The organism is Streptomyces sp. Ag109_O5-10 (genome assembly GCF_900105755.1).
GTDB lineage: Bacteria > Actinomycetota > Actinomycetes > Streptomycetales > Streptomycetaceae > Streptomyces.
Map to the genome: position 1 here is coordinate 1,457,258 of NZ_FNTQ01000001.1, position 16,783 is coordinate 1,474,040.

Here is a 16,783-nt window from a genome sequence, read left to right on the forward strand (position 1 = left end):
CAGTCACAGGGCACGCTCGTAACTCGCCCAGGCGACGTGCGACTCGTGGAGGGTGACGGTCAGTCCGGCGAGGCCCCGGGCGCCCTCGCCGAGCGCGCCCTTCTCGATGCGCTCGGCGAGCCGGTCGGCGATGACCTTCGCGAGGAACTCCGTGGAGGTGTTGATCCCGGCGAAGTCGGGCTCGTTGTCCAGGTTTCTGTAGTTCAGCTCGCTGACCACGGCGCCGAGTTCCTGGGTGGCAAGACCGATGTCGACGACGATGTTGTCGTCGTCCAGCTGCTCACGGCGGAAGGTGGCGTCCACCAGGAACGTGGCGCCGTGCAGTCGCTGCGCGGGCCCGAACACCTCGCCGCGGAAGCTGTGGGCGATCATGATGTGATCGCGGACGGTGATGCTGAACAACGGACGACCCTCCAGGTGCGGCGCGTCTGGTCCCCCGGCTGATCCCTGCCGGGGGGATGCCCTTAGTACGGCTCTCGGCTTCCCCGTGTTCAGTCCACTCTCACTCTTTTCTCAGGTCAGGACCTCTTGGCGGCCCGCACCGGCCGTTATTGGACTCTCCGTCAGCCGTTGTCGCCGTAGCGGACCCGGTGACAGAGGGCCGGAAGCTCCCCGGAGGCGAGCCTCGGAAGCACCTCCGGCAACTCCTCGAACGCGCTTTCCCCCGTGATGAGGGCGTCCAGCGCCGGATCGGCCAGCAGGTCCAGGGCCAGGGTGAGCCGGTCGGCGTAGGTGCGGCCGGCCCGGGCGGCCGGGGAGACGGTGCCGACCTGGCTGCTGCGCACGGTGAGCCGGCGGGAGTGGAAGGCCTCGCCGAGCGGAAGGGCGATCCGCCGGTCGCCGTACCAGCTCAGGTCGAGGACCGTGCCCTCCCGGGCGAGGAGTTCCAGGGCGCGGGTGAGGCCCTGCTCGGTGGCGCTGGCGTGCACGACCAGGTCGCACTCCCCGAGGGCGTCCTCGGGGGCCGCGAAGTCCACGCCGAGGGCCTCGGCGGTCTTGGCCCGTGCCGGGTCGGCGTCGACCAGCTGGAGCCGCACGCCGGGGAAGCGGGCGAGCAGGGCGGCGACCGAGCAGCCGACCATGCCGCCGCCGATGACCGCGATCCGGTCCCCGAGCAGCGGCGCCGCGTCCCAGAGGGCGTTCACGGCGGTCTCGACCGTGCCCGCGAGGACCGCGCGTGCCGGGGGGACCCGCTCCGGTACCACCGTCACCGCGCTCACCGGAACGACGTAACGCGTCTGATGCGGATACAGGCAGAAGACCGTACGCCCGACCAGCCCACCGGGGCCCCGCTCCACGACGCCGACGCTGAGGTAGCCGTACTTCACCGGGCCGGGGAAGTCGCCCTCCTGGAAGGGCGCCCGCATCACGTCGTGCTGGCTCTCCGGCACCCCGCCACGGAACACCAGTGTCTCCGTGCCCCGGCTGACTCCCGAGTACAGCGCGCGCACCAGCACCTCGCCCTCGCCGGGCTCCGCGAGGGTGACGTCACGCAGCTCTCCGTGGCCCGGGGAGCGGAGCCAGAACGCGCGGGCCGAGGAGTTCATCGGCATCCTCCTGAACGATCGGGAAGTGGTTCACGTACGGAGTTGTGCACAGCGAGAAGTGCACAGGCCGCGCACAGTACGCGGCGTTGATCGACTCTGTCACTCGGCCGGAGGACGTGCGGTGGCCCTGAACAACACTTACGAAGCCAGGCTGGTCCAGCAGGAGACCGCTGTGGGAGCGGGCGTACAGGTCCTGTTGCTGGCCCTGCTCGGGACGGCGATCGGCATGGGGCCGGCCGGCTGGCTTACGGGTCTCGCGTTCGCGATAGCCACCTGGGCGGTGCTCTCCCGGGCCCTGCACCGCACCCGGCCGCGCTCCTTCGGCCCCGCCAACCGGGTGACCCTCGGCCGCGCGATCCTGGTCGGCGGCGTGACGGCCCTGGTCGCCGACTCCTTCGAGAGCTCCCCGCCGGTCACCCTGCTGGTCGGCCTGACGGCCGTGGCCCTGATCCTCGACGGCGTGGACGGCAAGGTGGCCCGGAGGACGGGTACGTCGACCGCGCTGGGCGCCCGCTTCGACATGGAGGTCGACGCGTTCCTGATCCTGGTGCTGAGCGTGTACGTGTCCACGCGGCTCGGGCCCTGGGTTCTGCTGATCGGCGGGATGCGCTACGCGTTCGTCGCGGCGGCGAAGCTCGCGCCCTGGCTGAACGCCCCGCTGCCGCACTCCATGGCCCGCAAGACGGTCGCCGCGATGCAGGGCATCTGCCTGCTGCTTGCCGGCGCGGACCTGCTGCCGTACCTGGCCGACCTGGGCGTGGTGCTGCTGGCGCTCGGCTCCCTGGTGTGGTCCTTCGGCCGGGACGTGCGGTGGCTGTGGCGCAACGCGCGGCCGGCTTCCCTGATGGCGGTGCCCGCGGCCGCGGCGGAGCGGGTGCCGGACTCCGCCGAGGAGCTGGAGCTCCTGGAACTGGCGGTGCGCTGAACCCAGCACGCGGAAGGGGCCCGGACCGTTCACCGGTCCGGGCCCCTTCCGCGTCCGCCCGCGGGCGTCGGCCTACGACTTCGCGCCCCGCGTCCGTACGACGGCGAACGCGGCCGCCGCCAGGCCCAGGACGCCGACGATCAGGCCCGCGATGCCGAGGCCGCGGGCGGTGGAGTCGCTGGAGTCAGCGGCCGTGGTGGTCGCCGTGCCGCCGGTCTTGGCGGCCGGTGCGGCCGACGCGGCGGAGTCGTCGCCCGCGGAGTCGTCGCCCGCCGCGGTGAGCTTGAGCGTCGGCGCCGGGTTCTCCGGCTCGTCGTCGCCGCTCTGCGCCTCCTCGATCCAGCGCACGACCTTGCCGTCGGAGTACGTCTGCAGGGTCTTGAAGGCCAGCTGGTCGGTGTCCTCGGGCAGTTGCCCGAAGGCGACGTCGAAGTCCTCGAACTGGCCGGCGCCGATCTTGCCGCCGGTCCAGGTGATCTCCGAGGCGGCCTCGGTGATGGTGCCGTCGTCGGTCTTCACCGGCGTCTTGAGCTTGGTGGTGGTCACCTTGGCGGTCCAGCCGTCGTGCGGGGTGACGAGGACGCCCAGGACCGGGTGGTCGGTGGGCAGGTAGACCTGGACCTTGGTGGTGGAGGCGGTGTCCTCCTCGTTGGGCACGCGGAAGGTCAGCACGCCGTCGGTGGCGCCCTTGGCGTAGCTCTCGGGGTGGACGGTGACGTGCGCGGCGGCGATACCGGCGGCGGCCAGGACCGAGGCGGCGGTCAGCGCGGTGACGGTGGCGGCGCGGCGGAGGGTGAGCCGGGTGCTGGACATGAGTGAGTCGATCTCCGTACGAGTGAGGTCTGTTCGAGGGTCTTACGGGTGTCGGACCGGGTACGGGATCGAGATCGGGGGCCCGCGGCGGCTCACCGCGTGCCGCAGCGCGAGCAGCGGGCGGGGCCGTATCGGGCGGGCCGCGGCCAGGCGGGGGCCGCCGGCCGGGGCGGGCAGCGGGGCGTCGTGCCACCATGCGGTCAGACCGGGGACGAGCGCGGCGGTCCGCCGCAGCAGCGACCACAGCGCGGCCTCGCCGCGCCACAGCCACCAGGAGGCGACGAGCGCGGCGACGACGTGGGCGAGGGTGGCGTGGGCGGTCAGGACGGGGACGTGCGGATGCTGCACCACCGCACGCCCACCGGCCGTACCGGTCATGCCCGCCATGCCGGCCATGCCGGCCATACCTGCCATGGCATGGCCGTGCATGCTCATGGGGGACATGGCCGTGGCGGTCGTGGGAGCAGCCGGGGTGACAGCGCGGGCCGCGTCGAAGCCGAAGTGCAGACCGGCCTGGGTGAGCAGCATGCCGACGCCGATCTCCGGCAGTCCGCGCTCCCGCCCCGCGAGAGGCCGGCCGAGCGTGAACACGGCCACGAAGGCGGCCGCGTCGGCCCACAGCGGCGGCAGGTCGCCCATGGCGAGGCCGTGCCCGGCGGCAGCCAGCAGCACGCACACCGCGGCGAACACCGCGGCCCGCAGGCTCCGTACCGCCGGCGACGCACTCATCGTGAGCGATCCTCCCACGGTGGGGTGGTACGGGGCACATGGACGCCCCGTTCACTCATGACCCGGATTTTGCTGTGCGACGGCCTCGGCCTGCTGTGCGGGGGGGCTCGACACCTGGGGCATCCCGTACGGCAGCGACGCGCACGACGTCGTCACGCTCGTCGCGGCCGAGCTGTGTGCCAACGCCGTGCGCCACGGACACGTCACCGCGGGCGCGGCCCCCTGCTCGTCGAGGCCCTGGCCCACCCCTGAGGCTGGAGTCCCCGTGCCGACGGCGGTCCCGGCAAGACGGTGTGGGCGGAGTGCGCCCTGTGAGCGTCACTGCCTCCGGGGCAGGTCAGACCAGGCCGACGCCGTTCGAGTAGGACTTCATGTTGTAGGTTCCGAAGCCGTTCTCCACGGGGTCGCCGGCGTTGTTGACGCAGTGCAGGATGCCGCCGCCGCCCGCCCCGTTGAGGCAGACGGTCATCAGCGAGGTGAAGACGACGCCCGGGGTGTCGGGGACTTCGTAGGCGCGGTCGGTGTAGATGTTCGCGTTGAGGTCGAAGTAGGCGTAGCTGCCCAGGCCCCAGGCGTGGTGCTCGGTGACGTGGTCGCCGACCTTGTAGGCGGCGAAGCCGTTGGTGTTGCCGTGTCTCCAGGCCGACTGCGTCGGGACGTCGTAGGGGTGCTCGTTCTGGAAGAAGTAGGTGCGGCCGTGGTTGCCGTTCCAGAGCACCTCGTAGTTCTGGTGGTGCTCGACGAACAGACCGTAGGTGGTGACCCGGTCGCCGTTGACGAGGAAGCCGACGCCCGCGGGGTTGACCGACCAGCCCACCGTGCCGTCGAGGCCGTGGTCGGCGCGCCAGGCCCAGACGTGGTCGACGATCACGTCGTTGCTGTCGATCTGGATGCTGACCCGGGTGCCGCCGGGGACGGCGCCGCCGATGCGCGGGAAGACGTCGAAGAGCGCGGTGGGGCGGTGCGCGTGGTTCCTGCGGCTGTGGCCGTCGCCTACGCGCAGCAGCACGGGGGAATCGGCGGAGGCGGCCTCGAGGATCACGCCGGCCACGGAGACGTCACCGATGTCGGCGACCTCGATGAGCGAGTTGCCCTTGACGGCCTGGAGGGTGGGCAGGCCGAGGCCGAGCACGACGGTGCCGGGCCGGGAGATCCGCAGTGGTGCGGACAGCGGGTAGATGCCCGGGGTGAGCAGGAGGTGCTTGCCACGGGCGAGCGCCGCGTTGATGCTCGCGGCGGAGTCTCCCGGCCGGGCGACGTGGAACTCGGTCAGCGGGATGCTGTGGCCGGCGGCCGGCCCGGCGGCCCAGGAGGTGCCGGTGCTGTCGCGGCGCAGCGCGGGCACGAAGACGTGGTAGGCCCCGCGTCGGTCGACGGTCAGGAACGGCTTCTCCCGGACCACCGGGGTGCGGTCGACGGTCGTGTACGGCGGCGTCGGGAAGGACGTGGCGGGTGCGCCCTGGACGCCGACGAAGACCATGTTCCAGTTGGCGCCGGTCCAGCTGCCGATGGTGTCGTTGCGGGACAGCCACTGCTGCTGCGAGCCGGAGTTGATCTGGCCGTCCACCACGCTGTCGGCCAGGAAGCCGCCGCTGGACCAGCCGTTGCCGGGCGGGCTCGGCATGAGGATCATGTTGCCCTTGACGTGGACGCGGCGCATCGGGCCGGCCTGGGCGACGGCCCAGCGCTCCAGCCCGTCCGGCGGGACGATGGTCAGGTTCTCGGCGGCCCGCCAGAAGTCCTGGGTGCCGTTGCCGCCGAACCACTGGGCGTCGACGGTGACATGGCCGTTGATGACGACGTCCTCGGGGCTGGCGCCGAGCCCCAGTACGTGGGTGTAGAAGCCGACGTTGATCTCGACGTTGTACGTGCCCGGCTGGAACGCCAGGGCGTACCGCTCGGTGCCGAACTGGTTGGACTGCTGGACGGCGAACACGGCGTCGATCTGCGCCTGGATCGCCGCGTCGCCCATCGAGGTGTCGAAGACCAGGACGTTGGGTCCCAGACCGGCCGTACCGTGGCCGGCGTCGCCGTGGCCGCCCGCCCCGGCGGAGGCGGAGGACGACGCGAAGGCGGATCCTGCGGTTGCGCCGGCCAGCGGCACCGCTGCGGCAGCGGCCGCGGCCCCACGGAGCACGGCACGGCGAGAGGGAATCACGGACACGGCTCTCCCTGAAAGTGGTGGGCAAACGGGACGCGGCTGGTCCCCAACCGCGAGAGAGCGCTCTCAGCCACGGAGTGAATCATCGCCGGTAAGCAGCGTCAATAAGTCTGCACCAATAACAGGGCGTCCCGCGCGACGAGTTGGCGCGTCTGCAGGCCGGTGCCCCGGGCCCGGCCGGACGCACGGAACCCGCAGCCGCGTCCTGGTAGGCGTCGTACGGGTTGGACTCGGCCTTGTCGTAAGCCGGCGGCCAGCCTGGGACCACCGGGCCGCGCTGCCGGAGTTCGAGGCGCTCGCCGCCGCCTACGCACGGGTCGGCGGCCCCGGCGACGAGGACGATTGGGACAGCCGGGCCCAAGCGGCCCGTTGCCGGGGTGAGCTCGGCCAGGTGACCGAGGCGCCGGCCGGGCTGCACGGCGTCCTCGACGTCATACGGTCCGCCGACGGCGACATGAGCGAGGACGCCGTCGAACTGCGCCGTGACATCGGCATGCTGCTGCTCGCGCGGGGGTTGGCGGCAGACACTGCATCCATGCACCGAAGTTCGGATTGCCGGACTCCTCCGTACGCACGTCGAAGCGCGGATCAATGAGGCGGCCACCGGCCTTGGACTTCGGTTCGTACACCCATGTGAGGGACGTCTGCCTCTGCCGGCCGTCCAGGAGACAGAGGGGCTGGTGCGTCGACTTGGCGGCTTGGACGACAGGCCCATGCAGTCCCCCAATTGCTGGTGTTCTCCCGCGCACACAATGTCCACAACCGGTGACTGCCGCCGCGCTACAGGTGACAACCGTTAGGCGGCAGCGCACATAATGCCGGCTACCTCTTCTGCTCCACCCGCACCCAGTCCACCTCCGCCTGCACTCCGCCGGCCGCGATCTTGTCCACGCTGGACTGCGGGAGGCCCCAGTAGGGCGTGGTGGCCTGGTTCCAGCCGGCGGGGTAGGCGCCGCCGAGGGCGAGGTTGAGGATGACGTACTGGTTGTGGTCGTAGACCCACTGCCCGCGGGTCGACTCCAGGACGTTGCGGGTCGTCTCCTGGACCAGGGTGTCATCGACGTAGAAGCGCATCGCCGTCGGCGTCCACTCGACCGCGTAGGTGTGCCACTGGTCGACGGTGCCGCCGTTGGGGAAGGTCTGGCGGGCACCGATGTTGCCGTCGGCGGAGTAGCCGGGGCCGTGCAGGGCGGTGCTGGTCCAAGTCGGGTAGCCGATGTTCTCCATGATGTCGGTCTCGCCGGAGGCGGGCCAGGAGACGGACGGGTCGTCGACGTTGCTGCCGAGCAGCCAGAAGGCGGGCCAGAAGCCGTCGCCCACCGGGAGCTTCATGCGGGCGCTGACCTTGCCGTAGGTGAAGTCGAAGTGGGTGTTGGTGTCGATGCGGCCCGAGGTGAAGTCGTAGGTGCCGCCACCCGCCTGGGTGCAGCCCTTGCAGTACTTCGCCTTGAGGACCAGCTCGCCGTTCTGGGTCCGGATGTTGTCGGGCGAGTCGACGTACGCCTGGGCCTCGCCGTTGACCGAGCCCATCTCGGTGCCGGTGCGCACGACCCGCCACTTGGAGCGGTCGAGCGCGGAGCCGGTGAAGTCGTCGAAGAACGTCGTCTGGTAGGTGCCGGACTGGTCGCCGGGAAGGGCCGGATAGGCGGCCGAGGCGCTGCCGCCGGTGCCCCAGACCTGGAACTCGTAGAGGGAGTAGCCGAACTGCGCGGTGTAGGGAGCCGGGTTGTAGAAGCTGCGGCGCTCCTTGCCGAGCATGCGGACGTAGCGCCCGGTGGCCGGCGAGGAGAGGGTGACGGTGTCGTGCAGGCCCACCGCGTCCCCGGGAGCGGCGACGTTCGCGCGGCGGGAGGCGATGGCCGCGGCCGACGGCTCGTACACCGTGCGCCAGTTGGTGTTGTCGTCGGAGACCTGGAGGAGGTAGTCGACGGCGTACGCCGACTCCCAGTAGAGATCCACGGAGGAGATCGTGGACCGGGCGCCCAGGTCGACGGAGATCCAGCGGTCGGCGTTCCAGTCGCTGGACCAGCGGGTGGAGTCGCCCTTCAGGTCCGCAGGCCAGCCGCCGTCGGTGGCGAACGCCGGTGAGTTGCCCGCGTGCTGGTAGAGGTTGGAGTACGCGGGGTGGTTCAGGGCGAGGTTGGTGACGGTCGAGGAGGCGGGGGCCGGTTCGCCGCCGTAGACCTTGAAGTTCCAGAGCGAGTAGCCGTAGGGGGTCGCGCGCTCGATGCCGCGCATCCGGACGTAGCGGCCGGTGACCTCCTGCGGGTAGGTGTGCGCGGTGACCGAGCCGCCGGTGCCCGCGGTCTCGGTGTAGAAGGGCGTCCAGTCCGTGCCGTTCTTCGAGGCCTCCAGGACGTACCTCTTGCCGTACGCGGCCTCCCAGTCGAGGACCACGCTGTCGATCCGGATCGTGGTGCCGAGGTCGATCTCGATCCACGCGGTGTCGGCGAAGTTGCTGGACCAGCGGGTCGCGCCGTTGCCGTCGAAGGCCATGGCCGGGGTGGTGCCCGCGTTCTCGTAGCCGGAGGCGGTGACGGCGTTCGGGTTGGCGGCGTAGGCGGTGTTCGCGCGGTCGGTGTCCCAGGTCACGGCGGTGGCGGCCGAGGAGGCCGGGGCGGCCAGGATCGTGCCCGAGGTCAGCAGGGCGGCTGCCGCGAGGGCGGCCAGGACGGTACGGGGGATGCGGGTCGGCATGTGGGTCTCCTGAGCCTTGACGGTTCCTTCGGTTGTGTCGTGGGCATGACAGATCAAGCTCCGTGCCTGTTGTTCGTGCGCATGAGGGTCGTATGGGCGGTGGGCGCGGCACTCCCCTGGTCCGCGCCCACCGCGGTGGGTGTCAGGCCGCCCGGCGGGCCTGTCCCCGGTGGTCGCGGATGATGTCCGCGTACCGGTGGCCGCTGCCCTTGATGGTGCGGACCTGGGTCTTGTAGTCGACGTGGACCAGGCCGAAGCGCTTGTCGTAGCCGTACGCCCACTCGAAGTTGTCCAGCAGCGACCAGGCGAAGTAGCCGGCCAGCGGGGCACCCTTGCGGGCCGCCGAGGCGCAGGCCGCCAGGTGGCCGACCAGGTACTCCTGGCGCTCCGGGTCGTCGATCGTGCCGTCGGGGCGGACCACGTCCGGGTAGGCCGAGCCGTTCTCGGTCACGTAGATCTTGCGGGCGCCGTACTCCTCGGTGAGGCGCAGCAGCAGCGTCTCGATGCCGCTCGCGTCGATCTCCCAGTCCATGCCGGTGCGCGGGACGCCGGGACGGTAGACCGAACGGGCGTAGGGCGCGGGGCCGTCCGGGTCGTTCTCGATGTAGGCCGGGAAGTAGTAGTTCAGGCCCAGCCAGTCGAGCGGGGTGGCGATGGTCGCCAGGTCGCCGGGGCGCTCGGGGAGTTCGACGCCGTAGGTCTCGACCATGTCGGCCGGGAAGCCGCGGCCGTGCACCGGGTCCAGCCACCAGCGGTTGACGTGCCCGTCGTGGCGGCGGACGGCGGCCGCGTCCTCGGGGCGGTCCGAGGCGGCGAACACGGTGGAGAGGTTGTTCACGATGCCGACCTCGGCGCCGGGCGCGGCGGCCCGGATCGCCTGGGCGGCCAGGCCGTGGCCGAGGAGCAGGTGGTAGGAGGCCCGGACGGCGGCCGTGAGGTCGGTCCAGCCGGGGGCCATCTTGCCCTCCAGATGACCGATCCAGGCGGAGCAGGACGGCTCGTTGAGGGTGGTCCAGTGCTTGACCCGGTCACCGAGGCGTTCGGCGACCACGGAGGCGTACGCGGCGAAGTGCTCGGCGGTCGCCCGCTCGGGCCAGCCGCCCCGGTCCTGGAGGGCCTGCGGCAGGTCCCAGTGGTAGAGGGTGACCGACGGGGTGATGCCGGCCGCCAGCAGGGCGTCGATCAGCTCGTCGTAGAAGTCGAGGCCCTTGGCGTTGACCGGGCCGTCGCCGCCGGGCCGCACGCGCGGCCAGGCGACCGACAGCCGGTAGGCGTTGGCGCCCAGTTGCCGCATCAGGTCGATGTCCTCGCGCCAGCGGTGGTAGTGGTCGCACGCGACGTCGCCGTTGTCGTCGTTGTCGATCTTCCCCGGGGTGTGCGAGAAGGTGTCCCAGATGGAGGGTGCACGGCCGTCCTCGGCGACGGCTCCCTCGATCTGGTACGCCGCGGTTGCCGTGCCCCACAGGAAGTCGTGCGGGAGGGCGGCGAGGTCGATGGTCACGAAATTCCCTTCGGAACTGGCCTTGTCATGAGGGGGGTTCACTTGACGGCGCCCGCGGTCAGCCCGGCGACGAGGTAGCGCTGGAGGAGCAGGAAGCCGGCCACGACGGGGACGCTCACCACGAGCGAGGCGGCCATGATCTGGTTCCAGTACACGTTGTTGAGCGTGGAGTAGCCCTGGAGGCCGACGGCCAGGGTGCGGGTGGTGTCGTTGGTCATCACCGACGCGAACAGCACCTCGCCCCAGGCGGTCATGAAGGCGTAGACGGCGACCGCGACGATGCCGGGGACCGCCGCGGGTACGACGATCCGCAGCAGCGCGCCGAGCGGCCCGCAGCCGTCCACCAGGGCCGCCTCGTCCAGGTCCCGCGGGACCGAGTCGAAGTACCCGATCAGCATCCAGATCGAGAACGGCAGCGAGAACGTCAGGTAGGTGAGGATCAGGCCGCCGCGGGAGCCGAACAGGGCGATGCCGGTGGCGTTGCCGATGTTGACGTACAGCAGGAACAGGGGCAGCAGGAAGAGGATGCCCGGGAACATCTGCGTGGACAGCACGGTGACCGTGAAGACGCGCTTGCCGCGGAACTCGTAACGGCTCACCGCGTAGGCGGCGAACACCGCGACGACGACCGAGCAGACGGTGGCCGCGACCGACACGATCAGCGAGTTCACGAAGTACCGGGCGAGCGGGATCGTCGACCAGATGTCGATGTACGGGCGGATCGTCAGCCCGCTCGGCAGCCAGCGGAACTTGCCGGTGACGTCCGAGAGCGGCTTGAGCGAGCTGGAGATCATCACGTACACGGGGATCAGCACGAACCCGGTGAGCAGCGTGAGGAAGATCCGCCGGGACCAGAGGAAGGACCGCGGCGGGGCCATGGGCGAGCTAGACATCCGAGGTCCTCCGTCCGCGCGAGGTGAACACCAGGTACACGCCGGTCACCACCAGCAGGAATAGCAGCAGGAGCACGGACATCGCCGAGCCGGTGCCGAAGTTCCAGGTGACGAAGGAGGCCTGGTAGATGTGGACCGAGATGAGGTCGGCGGCCTCCGGCGCGGACTTCCCGAACAGCACGTACGGCGTGTTGAAGTCGTTGAACGTCCACAGGAACAGGACCAGGACCAGCACCTGGTTGACCGGGCGCAGTGACGGCAGGGTGATGCGGCGGATCTGCTGCCACAGGCCGGCGCCGTCCAGGGCGGCCGCCTCGTACAGCTCGCGCGGGATGTTCTGCAGGCCGGCCATCACGATCAGGAAGGCGAACGGCCAGCCCTTCCACACCGACACGATCAGCAGCGCGTAGAAGCTGTTGTCGCCGATCAGCCAGAAGGACGGCTGGTCGGTGAGGTGCAGCTGGTCGTGCAGGACGTGGTTCACCAGGCCGTTGTCGTGCTGGAACATGAACACCCAGGTGATGACGGCCGCGTAGACGGGCAGCGCGTACGGCACCAGGAACAGGGCGCGCAGCAGGCCGCGGCCCTTGAAGGTGTCCTGCATGAACACCGCGGCCGCGGTGCCGATCAGCCAGCACAGGCCGACGGAGAGCAGGGTGAAGGCGACGGTGACGAAGAACGAGTGCAGCAGGGCCTTGCCGATGGGGGCGTTGAACTCGACCGACAGCTTGTAGTTGTCGAATCCGGCCCAAGGGGCGGTGGTCCAGTCGCGGATGTAGAACTGGGTGAGCTCCTTGAAGCTCATCACGACGCCGATGACCATCGGGATGAGGTGGACGAGGAGTTCGAGGAGCAGGGCGGGCAGGAGCAGCAGGTAGGGCAGTCCGATGCGGCGGATCCGCCCGGGGCGGCGGCCCGAGCCGCCCGCCGCCCCGGGGGAGTTCACCCGCGCCGGTTCTTGCACAGCGGTGGTGGTGGTCGTCATGGTGCTCAGGCCGCCGGCATCTGCTGCTGGGCCTTCTCCAGCTCGGCCTTGACGGTGTCGGTGGTGATGGTGCGGCCGGCGGCGGCGTCGGCGAACAGGTTCTTCACGGCCGTACCGACGGTGGTCTCGAACTGCGACTCCGCCGCCACCTGGGGCAGCGCCGCGGCGCTGGTGGCGAGGGTGTCCTTCAGGACGGCGTTGGCCGGGGTGCTGAAGGTCGCTTCCGCCTGGACGGACTTGACCGGCGGGATGGAGGTGTAGGCGGTGTTGAGGATCTTCTGTTCGGCGTCGCTGGTCATGAACTTCACGAACTTGGTGGCGCCGTCGAGGTTCTTGGTGTTCTTGAAGACGGCCATGTTGATGCCCATGACCGCCGAGTTGACCTGGGTGCCGGTGCCGGGGGTGCCGGACTGCACGGGCACCGGGGCGATACCGTAGTCGCTGTCGCTCATGCCCTGCGACTTGAGGTTGGAGGAGGCCGACTGCCACAGCAGCATGGCCTGCTTGCCCTTGGCGAAGTCGCTGACGGACTGGTTCTGCGCGTACTCGGCGTCACCGGTCGGGATGACCTTGTCCTTGGCCATCAGGTCGACGTACTGCTTGACCGCGGCCACGACGTTGTCGTCGGTGAAGTTGGGCTTGCCGTCGGCGGTGAAGAAGTCGGCGCCGTGCTGCTTGGCGAAGACGAAGACGTGGTGGATGTTCTCCGAGACGTTGCCGCCCTCGGCGCCGAGGACCGACTTGCCCTTCGCCGATATCTTCTTGCCGTCGGCGATCAGTTCGTCCCAGGTGGCCGGGGGCTTGGCGATGCCGGCGTCGGCGAAGATCTTCTTGTTGTAGTAGAGCGCGTACGCCATGGAGTACAGCGGCACGGCGGCCGGGTCCTTGCCCTCGGCGCCCGTGGAGCCGAGCGCGGAGTCGACGAAGCGGTCCTTGCCGCCGATCTTGTCGAAGTTCTTGGCGTCCCAGGGCAGCAGCGCGCCGGTCGCCTGCAGCGAGGCGCTCCAGGTGTTGCCGATGTTCAGCACGTCGGGGCCCTGGCCCGAGGTGGTCGCGGTCAGGATCCGGTTGAGCAGGTCCGACCAGGGCACGACCTCCAGCTTGACCTTGATGCCGGTCTGCTTCTGGAACTTGTCGAGCTCCGGCTGGAGCACCTTCTTGTCGATCTCGATGCTGGCACCCTGGTTGGAGGCCCAGTAGGTGAGCGTCTTCGGGGAGTCGTTGGACCCGCCGCCGGTGGACGAACCGCCACCGCAGGCCGTGGCCGCGAGGGCGAGAGACATGGTGACGGCGCCTACGGCCGCGGCTCGGATGCTGCGCATGGCTCCAGCTGTGCCTTTCCGGGAGTCGAGAACCCCGAGAGGGCTTCGCGAAGGCCGGCGCCCGCGATTGCGGACACCTGGACCGACGTTCGGCTGCCGAAGCCCCTCATGGCTTAATTTAGGACGTGAGTTAATCCCCCGAAGGCTGGCTCGTCAAGGCATCCGGCACGGGCATCTGTGCAGGCGGGCCGGGGAAGAGCCGGTTCCGGAGCGATGCTACGCCCACCCCTGGCGGCGTGACCTGGGCCGAAGCCGGATGACCTGCGCCGGGAGCGGCCGGACGCCGTTCCACAACGGTTGTGTTTCGACGGCGGCGGCGGGTGGCGGAGGCGGGGGGACGGAGCACGACGCAGGGGGCGGGGGGCGGAGCACGACGCCGGAGACGGGGTGGAGCACGACGCCGCCGGAGACGAGAGCCGGAGCACGGCACCGGAGGCGGAGGCGGGGGCGGGGGCGGGGGCGGGGAGTTCTTCCCCGCCCCCGCCCGGGTGTCACCGGGCCGGCGGGGCCGGTGCGTGGCCCGACGGGCGGGCGGTGAAGGTGCCGCGGCCCCGGGTGCGGCCGCGCAGCCGGGTCGCGTAACCGAAGAGTTCGGCCAGCGGCACGGTGGCGGTGAGCACCGCCACGCCGCCCCGCGCCGCGGAACCGGTGACCCGGCCGCGCCGGGCGGCCAGGTCGCCGAGCACGCCGCCCACCGCGTCCTCGGGCACGGTGACCGTGACCTCGGCGACCGGCTCGAGCAGCGTCATCGCGCAGGCCCGCAGGGCCTCCCGGAGACCGAGCCGCCCCGCCGTACGGAACGCCGTGTCGGAGGAGTCCTTCACGTGCGTCGAGCCGTCGGTCAGGGTGACCCGCAGTCCGGTGACCGGATGCCCGCCGAGCGGCCCCTCGGCGAGGGCGTCCCGGCAGCCGGCCTCGACCGCGCGGACGTACTCCTGCGGCACCCGCCCGCCGGTGACCGCCGACCGGAACTCGAAGCCCGCCGCGTACTCGCCTTCGTGCCCGAGCGCCTCGACGTCCAGGACGACGTGCGCGAACTGGCCCGCCCCGCCGGTCTGGTGGACGTGCCGGTAAACGAAGCCGGTCACCCCGCGGGCCACGGTCTCCCGCAGGGCGACCCGCGGCCGGCCCACCGTCACCTCGGGGCCGCCGTCCCGGCGGATCTTCTCCACCGCGACCTCCAGGTGCAGTTCGCCCATCCCGGACAGCACGGTCTGCCCGGTCTCGGTGTCGGTGCGCACCGCCAGCGAGGGGTCCTCCTCGGCCAGCCGGGCCAGCGCCTGCGCCAGCCGGCCGGTGTCGGTACGGCGGCGGGCCTCGACGGCGACCGAGACCACCGGTTCCGCGGCGGCCGGCGGTTCCAGGAGCAGCGGGGCGTCCGGGGCGCACAGCGTGGCGCCGGGGCGGGCCGACCGCAGCCCGACGACGGCGACGATGTCACCGGCCACCGCCCGGTCCAGGGGTTCGTGCCGGTCGGCCATGACGCGGAGGATGCGCGCCACGCGTTCGGTGCGGCGCGTCGCCGGGTCCCACACGGTGTCTCCCTTCTCGATCGTGCCGGAGTAGACCCGGACGTGGGTGAGGCGTCCGGTGGCGGTCGCGGTCACCTTGAACGCGAGCGCCGCGAACGGCCCCTCGGGGTCGGCGGGCCGCCGCTGCTCGGTGCCCTGGTGGGTACCGCGCACGGCGGGGACCTCGGACGGCGCGGGCAGGTAGGCCACGGCCGCGTCCAGGAGCGGTTCGATGCCGCGGTTGCGGTAGGCGGAGCCGCACAGCACCACGACGCCCTCGCCGCTCAGGGTGAGGTCGCGCAGGGCACCGGCCAGGGTGGCGTCGGACAGCCCGCCGGGCGGCGCGCAGAACTCGTCCAGCGCGCCCGGGTGCAGCGCGGCCACCGCCTCCTCCAGCGCGTGCCGGCGCCGGTCCGCCGGCTCCCGCAGTTCGCGCGGGACGGGGCCCACCGTCGCCGTACCGCCGTCGTCCGCCCAGACCAGCGCGCGCCTGCGCACGAGGTCGACGACGCCGGTGAAGCCGTCCTCCGTGCCGATGGGCAACTGGACGACGAGCGGGGCCGGGTGCAGACGGGTGCGGATCGACTCGACGGCGCGGTCGAGGTCGGCGCCGGCGCGGTCGAGCTTGTTGACGAAGGCGATCCTGGGAACGCCGTGCCGGTCGGCCTGCCGCCACACCGACTCGCTCTGCGGCTCGACGCCGGCGACCGCGTCGAACACGGCGATCGCGCCGTCGAGGACGCGCAGGGAGCGTTCGACCTCGTCGGCGAAGTCGACGTGGCCGGGGGTGTCGATGAGGTTGACGCGGTGACCGTCCCAGGCGCAGCTGACGGCCGCGGCGAAGATGGTGATGCCGCGGTCGCGTTCCTGCGGGTCGAAGTCGGTGACGGTGGTGCCGTCGTGGACCTCGCCGCGTCTGTGGATGGTGCCGGTGGCGAAGAGGATACGTTCGGTGACGGTGGTCTTCCCGGCGTCGACGTGGGCGAGGATGCCCAGGTTGCGGACGGCGGCAAGGGGGTTGGCGGGGTTCGTGCGGAGTTCGGTGCGCATGGCCCGGTGCCTCTCGGATGACGGTTGCCGGAAGGGGCGGCGCGATGTCCCGTGCGGCGAAGGCCACCGGTCACGTATGACCGCACATCAGAAGAGGTGCGTGTGACGGTGGTTGACTGATCCGTTCGCTCGTCACGGAGTCCGGCGCCGGCCGCGCGGCGGGCACCGGAGGGACGGGGACACGAGGATCACGTCGTACCGGGGAAGGGAGGGGGCGACGGCGGTGCGGTCCCGCATGGCCCTCTCCTCTCGTTCGTCCGGACTCGTCACGGCAGAACACCGCAGCCGCCGGTCGCGGCTACGGTGCGTGACAGTGGAGGAGTGTAGGCAGGGGGTGCGGGGCACGGCACCCGGTTTTCCACCGGCCGTCCCGATCCCTCAAGTCCCGGACAGCCGCGCGCTCTTCGGCCGTCACCTCGCGGCCGGCCGGCCAGGAGCGCCGCTGGGTGGCGTCGTCGCGTTTGAGCCATCGGCACGGGCCAGGCGGCCCCATGTCCCATCGAGACGACGCCCCGTAGAGGCGGGTCCGGGCGATACCGCTCGCGAATGGTATGGAGTTGGTCTAGTCCTCTTGACTGACAGGCCTCGGCGGCGGTTTGGTATGTACCAAATCTCGGCCCATCCCCCACCACCCCGCCCTCGATGGGCA

The 16,783-nt window shown here is 71.2% G+C and carries 12 protein-coding genes; 1 reads left to right on the plus strand and 11 read right to left on the minus strand.

What is annotated here, in order from left to right; all coding sequences use genetic code 11:
• Positions 1 to 3: 3 nt before the first annotated feature.
• The gene (locus BLW82_RS06765) at positions 4 to 402 is read right to left on the minus strand and encodes a 6-pyruvoyl trahydropterin synthase family protein (protein ID WP_093497951.1); all 399 of its coding nucleotides are present in this window, start codon (positions 400 to 402) and stop codon (positions 4 to 6) included.
• Between the two features lie 161 nt (positions 403 to 563).
• Positions 564 to 1,547 (minus strand): zinc-dependent alcohol dehydrogenase, encoded by a 984-nt coding sequence (locus BLW82_RS06770; protein WP_093497952.1) that lies wholly within the window; start codon positions 1,545 to 1,547, stop codon positions 564 to 566.
• A 121-nt stretch (positions 1,548 to 1,668) separates the two neighbouring features.
• On the opposite strand from BLW82_RS06770, the gene BLW82_RS06775 reads away from it, so the two are divergent.
• Complete coding sequence (locus tag BLW82_RS06775) at positions 1,669 to 2,472, plus strand: CDP-alcohol phosphatidyltransferase family protein (protein WP_093497953.1); 804 nt, start codon at positions 1,669 to 1,671, stop codon at positions 2,470 to 2,472.
• Between the two features lie 72 nt (positions 2,473 to 2,544).
• On the opposite strand, the gene BLW82_RS06780 is transcribed toward BLW82_RS06775, so the two are convergent.
• The 9 genes from BLW82_RS06780 to fusA all read right to left on the minus strand — a co-directional run bounded on the left by BLW82_RS06780 (position 2,545) and on the right by fusA (position 16,134).
• Positions 2,545 to 3,285 carry a YcnI family protein gene (locus tag BLW82_RS06780; protein ID WP_093497954.1) on the minus strand — a complete coding sequence of 247 codons (741 nt, stop codon included), beginning with the start codon at positions 3,283 to 3,285 and terminating at the stop codon, positions 2,545 to 2,547.
• A gap of 42 nt (positions 3,286 to 3,327) precedes the next feature.
• A complete protein-coding gene (locus BLW82_RS06785) occupies positions 3,328 to 4,014 on the minus strand; it encodes a hypothetical protein (RefSeq protein ID WP_093497955.1) in 687 nt (228 codons plus the stop codon).
• 337 nt (positions 4,015 to 4,351) lie between these two features.
• The gene (locus BLW82_RS06795) at positions 4,352 to 6,172 is read right to left on the minus strand and encodes an adenylyl cyclase (RefSeq protein ID WP_256215675.1); all 1,821 of its coding nucleotides are present in this window, start codon (positions 6,170 to 6,172) and stop codon (positions 4,352 to 4,354) included.
• Positions 6,173 to 6,997: 825 nt separating this feature from the next.
• Entirely contained in the window at positions 6,998 to 8,872 is a 1,875-nt protein-coding gene (locus BLW82_RS06810) for a discoidin domain-containing protein (RefSeq protein WP_093497958.1), read from the minus strand.
• Between the two features lie 142 nt (positions 8,873 to 9,014).
• The gene (locus BLW82_RS06815; protein WP_093497959.1) at positions 9,015 to 10,373 is read right to left on the minus strand and encodes a GH1 family beta-glucosidase; all 1,359 of its coding nucleotides are present in this window, start codon (positions 10,371 to 10,373) and stop codon (positions 9,015 to 9,017) included.
• Positions 10,374 to 10,411: 38 nt separating this feature from the next.
• Positions 10,412 to 11,251 (minus strand): carbohydrate ABC transporter permease, encoded by an 840-nt coding sequence (locus BLW82_RS06820; protein WP_093497960.1) that lies wholly within the window; start codon positions 11,249 to 11,251, stop codon positions 10,412 to 10,414.
• A gap of 7 nt (positions 11,252 to 11,258) precedes the next feature.
• Positions 11,259 to 12,251 (minus strand): carbohydrate ABC transporter permease, encoded by a 993-nt coding sequence (locus BLW82_RS06825; protein ID WP_093497961.1) that lies wholly within the window; start codon positions 12,249 to 12,251, stop codon positions 11,259 to 11,261.
• Positions 12,252 to 12,256: 5 nt separating this feature from the next.
• On the minus strand, positions 12,257 to 13,573 hold the full coding sequence (locus tag BLW82_RS06830; RefSeq protein ID WP_093497962.1) for an ABC transporter substrate-binding protein: 1,317 nt from the start codon (positions 13,571 to 13,573) through the stop codon (positions 12,257 to 12,259).
• Between the two features lie 491 nt (positions 13,574 to 14,064).
• Positions 14,065 to 16,134 (minus strand): elongation factor G, encoded by a 2,070-nt coding sequence (gene fusA / locus BLW82_RS06835; protein ID WP_093497963.1) that lies wholly within the window; start codon positions 16,132 to 16,134, stop codon positions 14,065 to 14,067.
• Positions 16,135 to 16,783 lie beyond the last annotated feature (649 nt).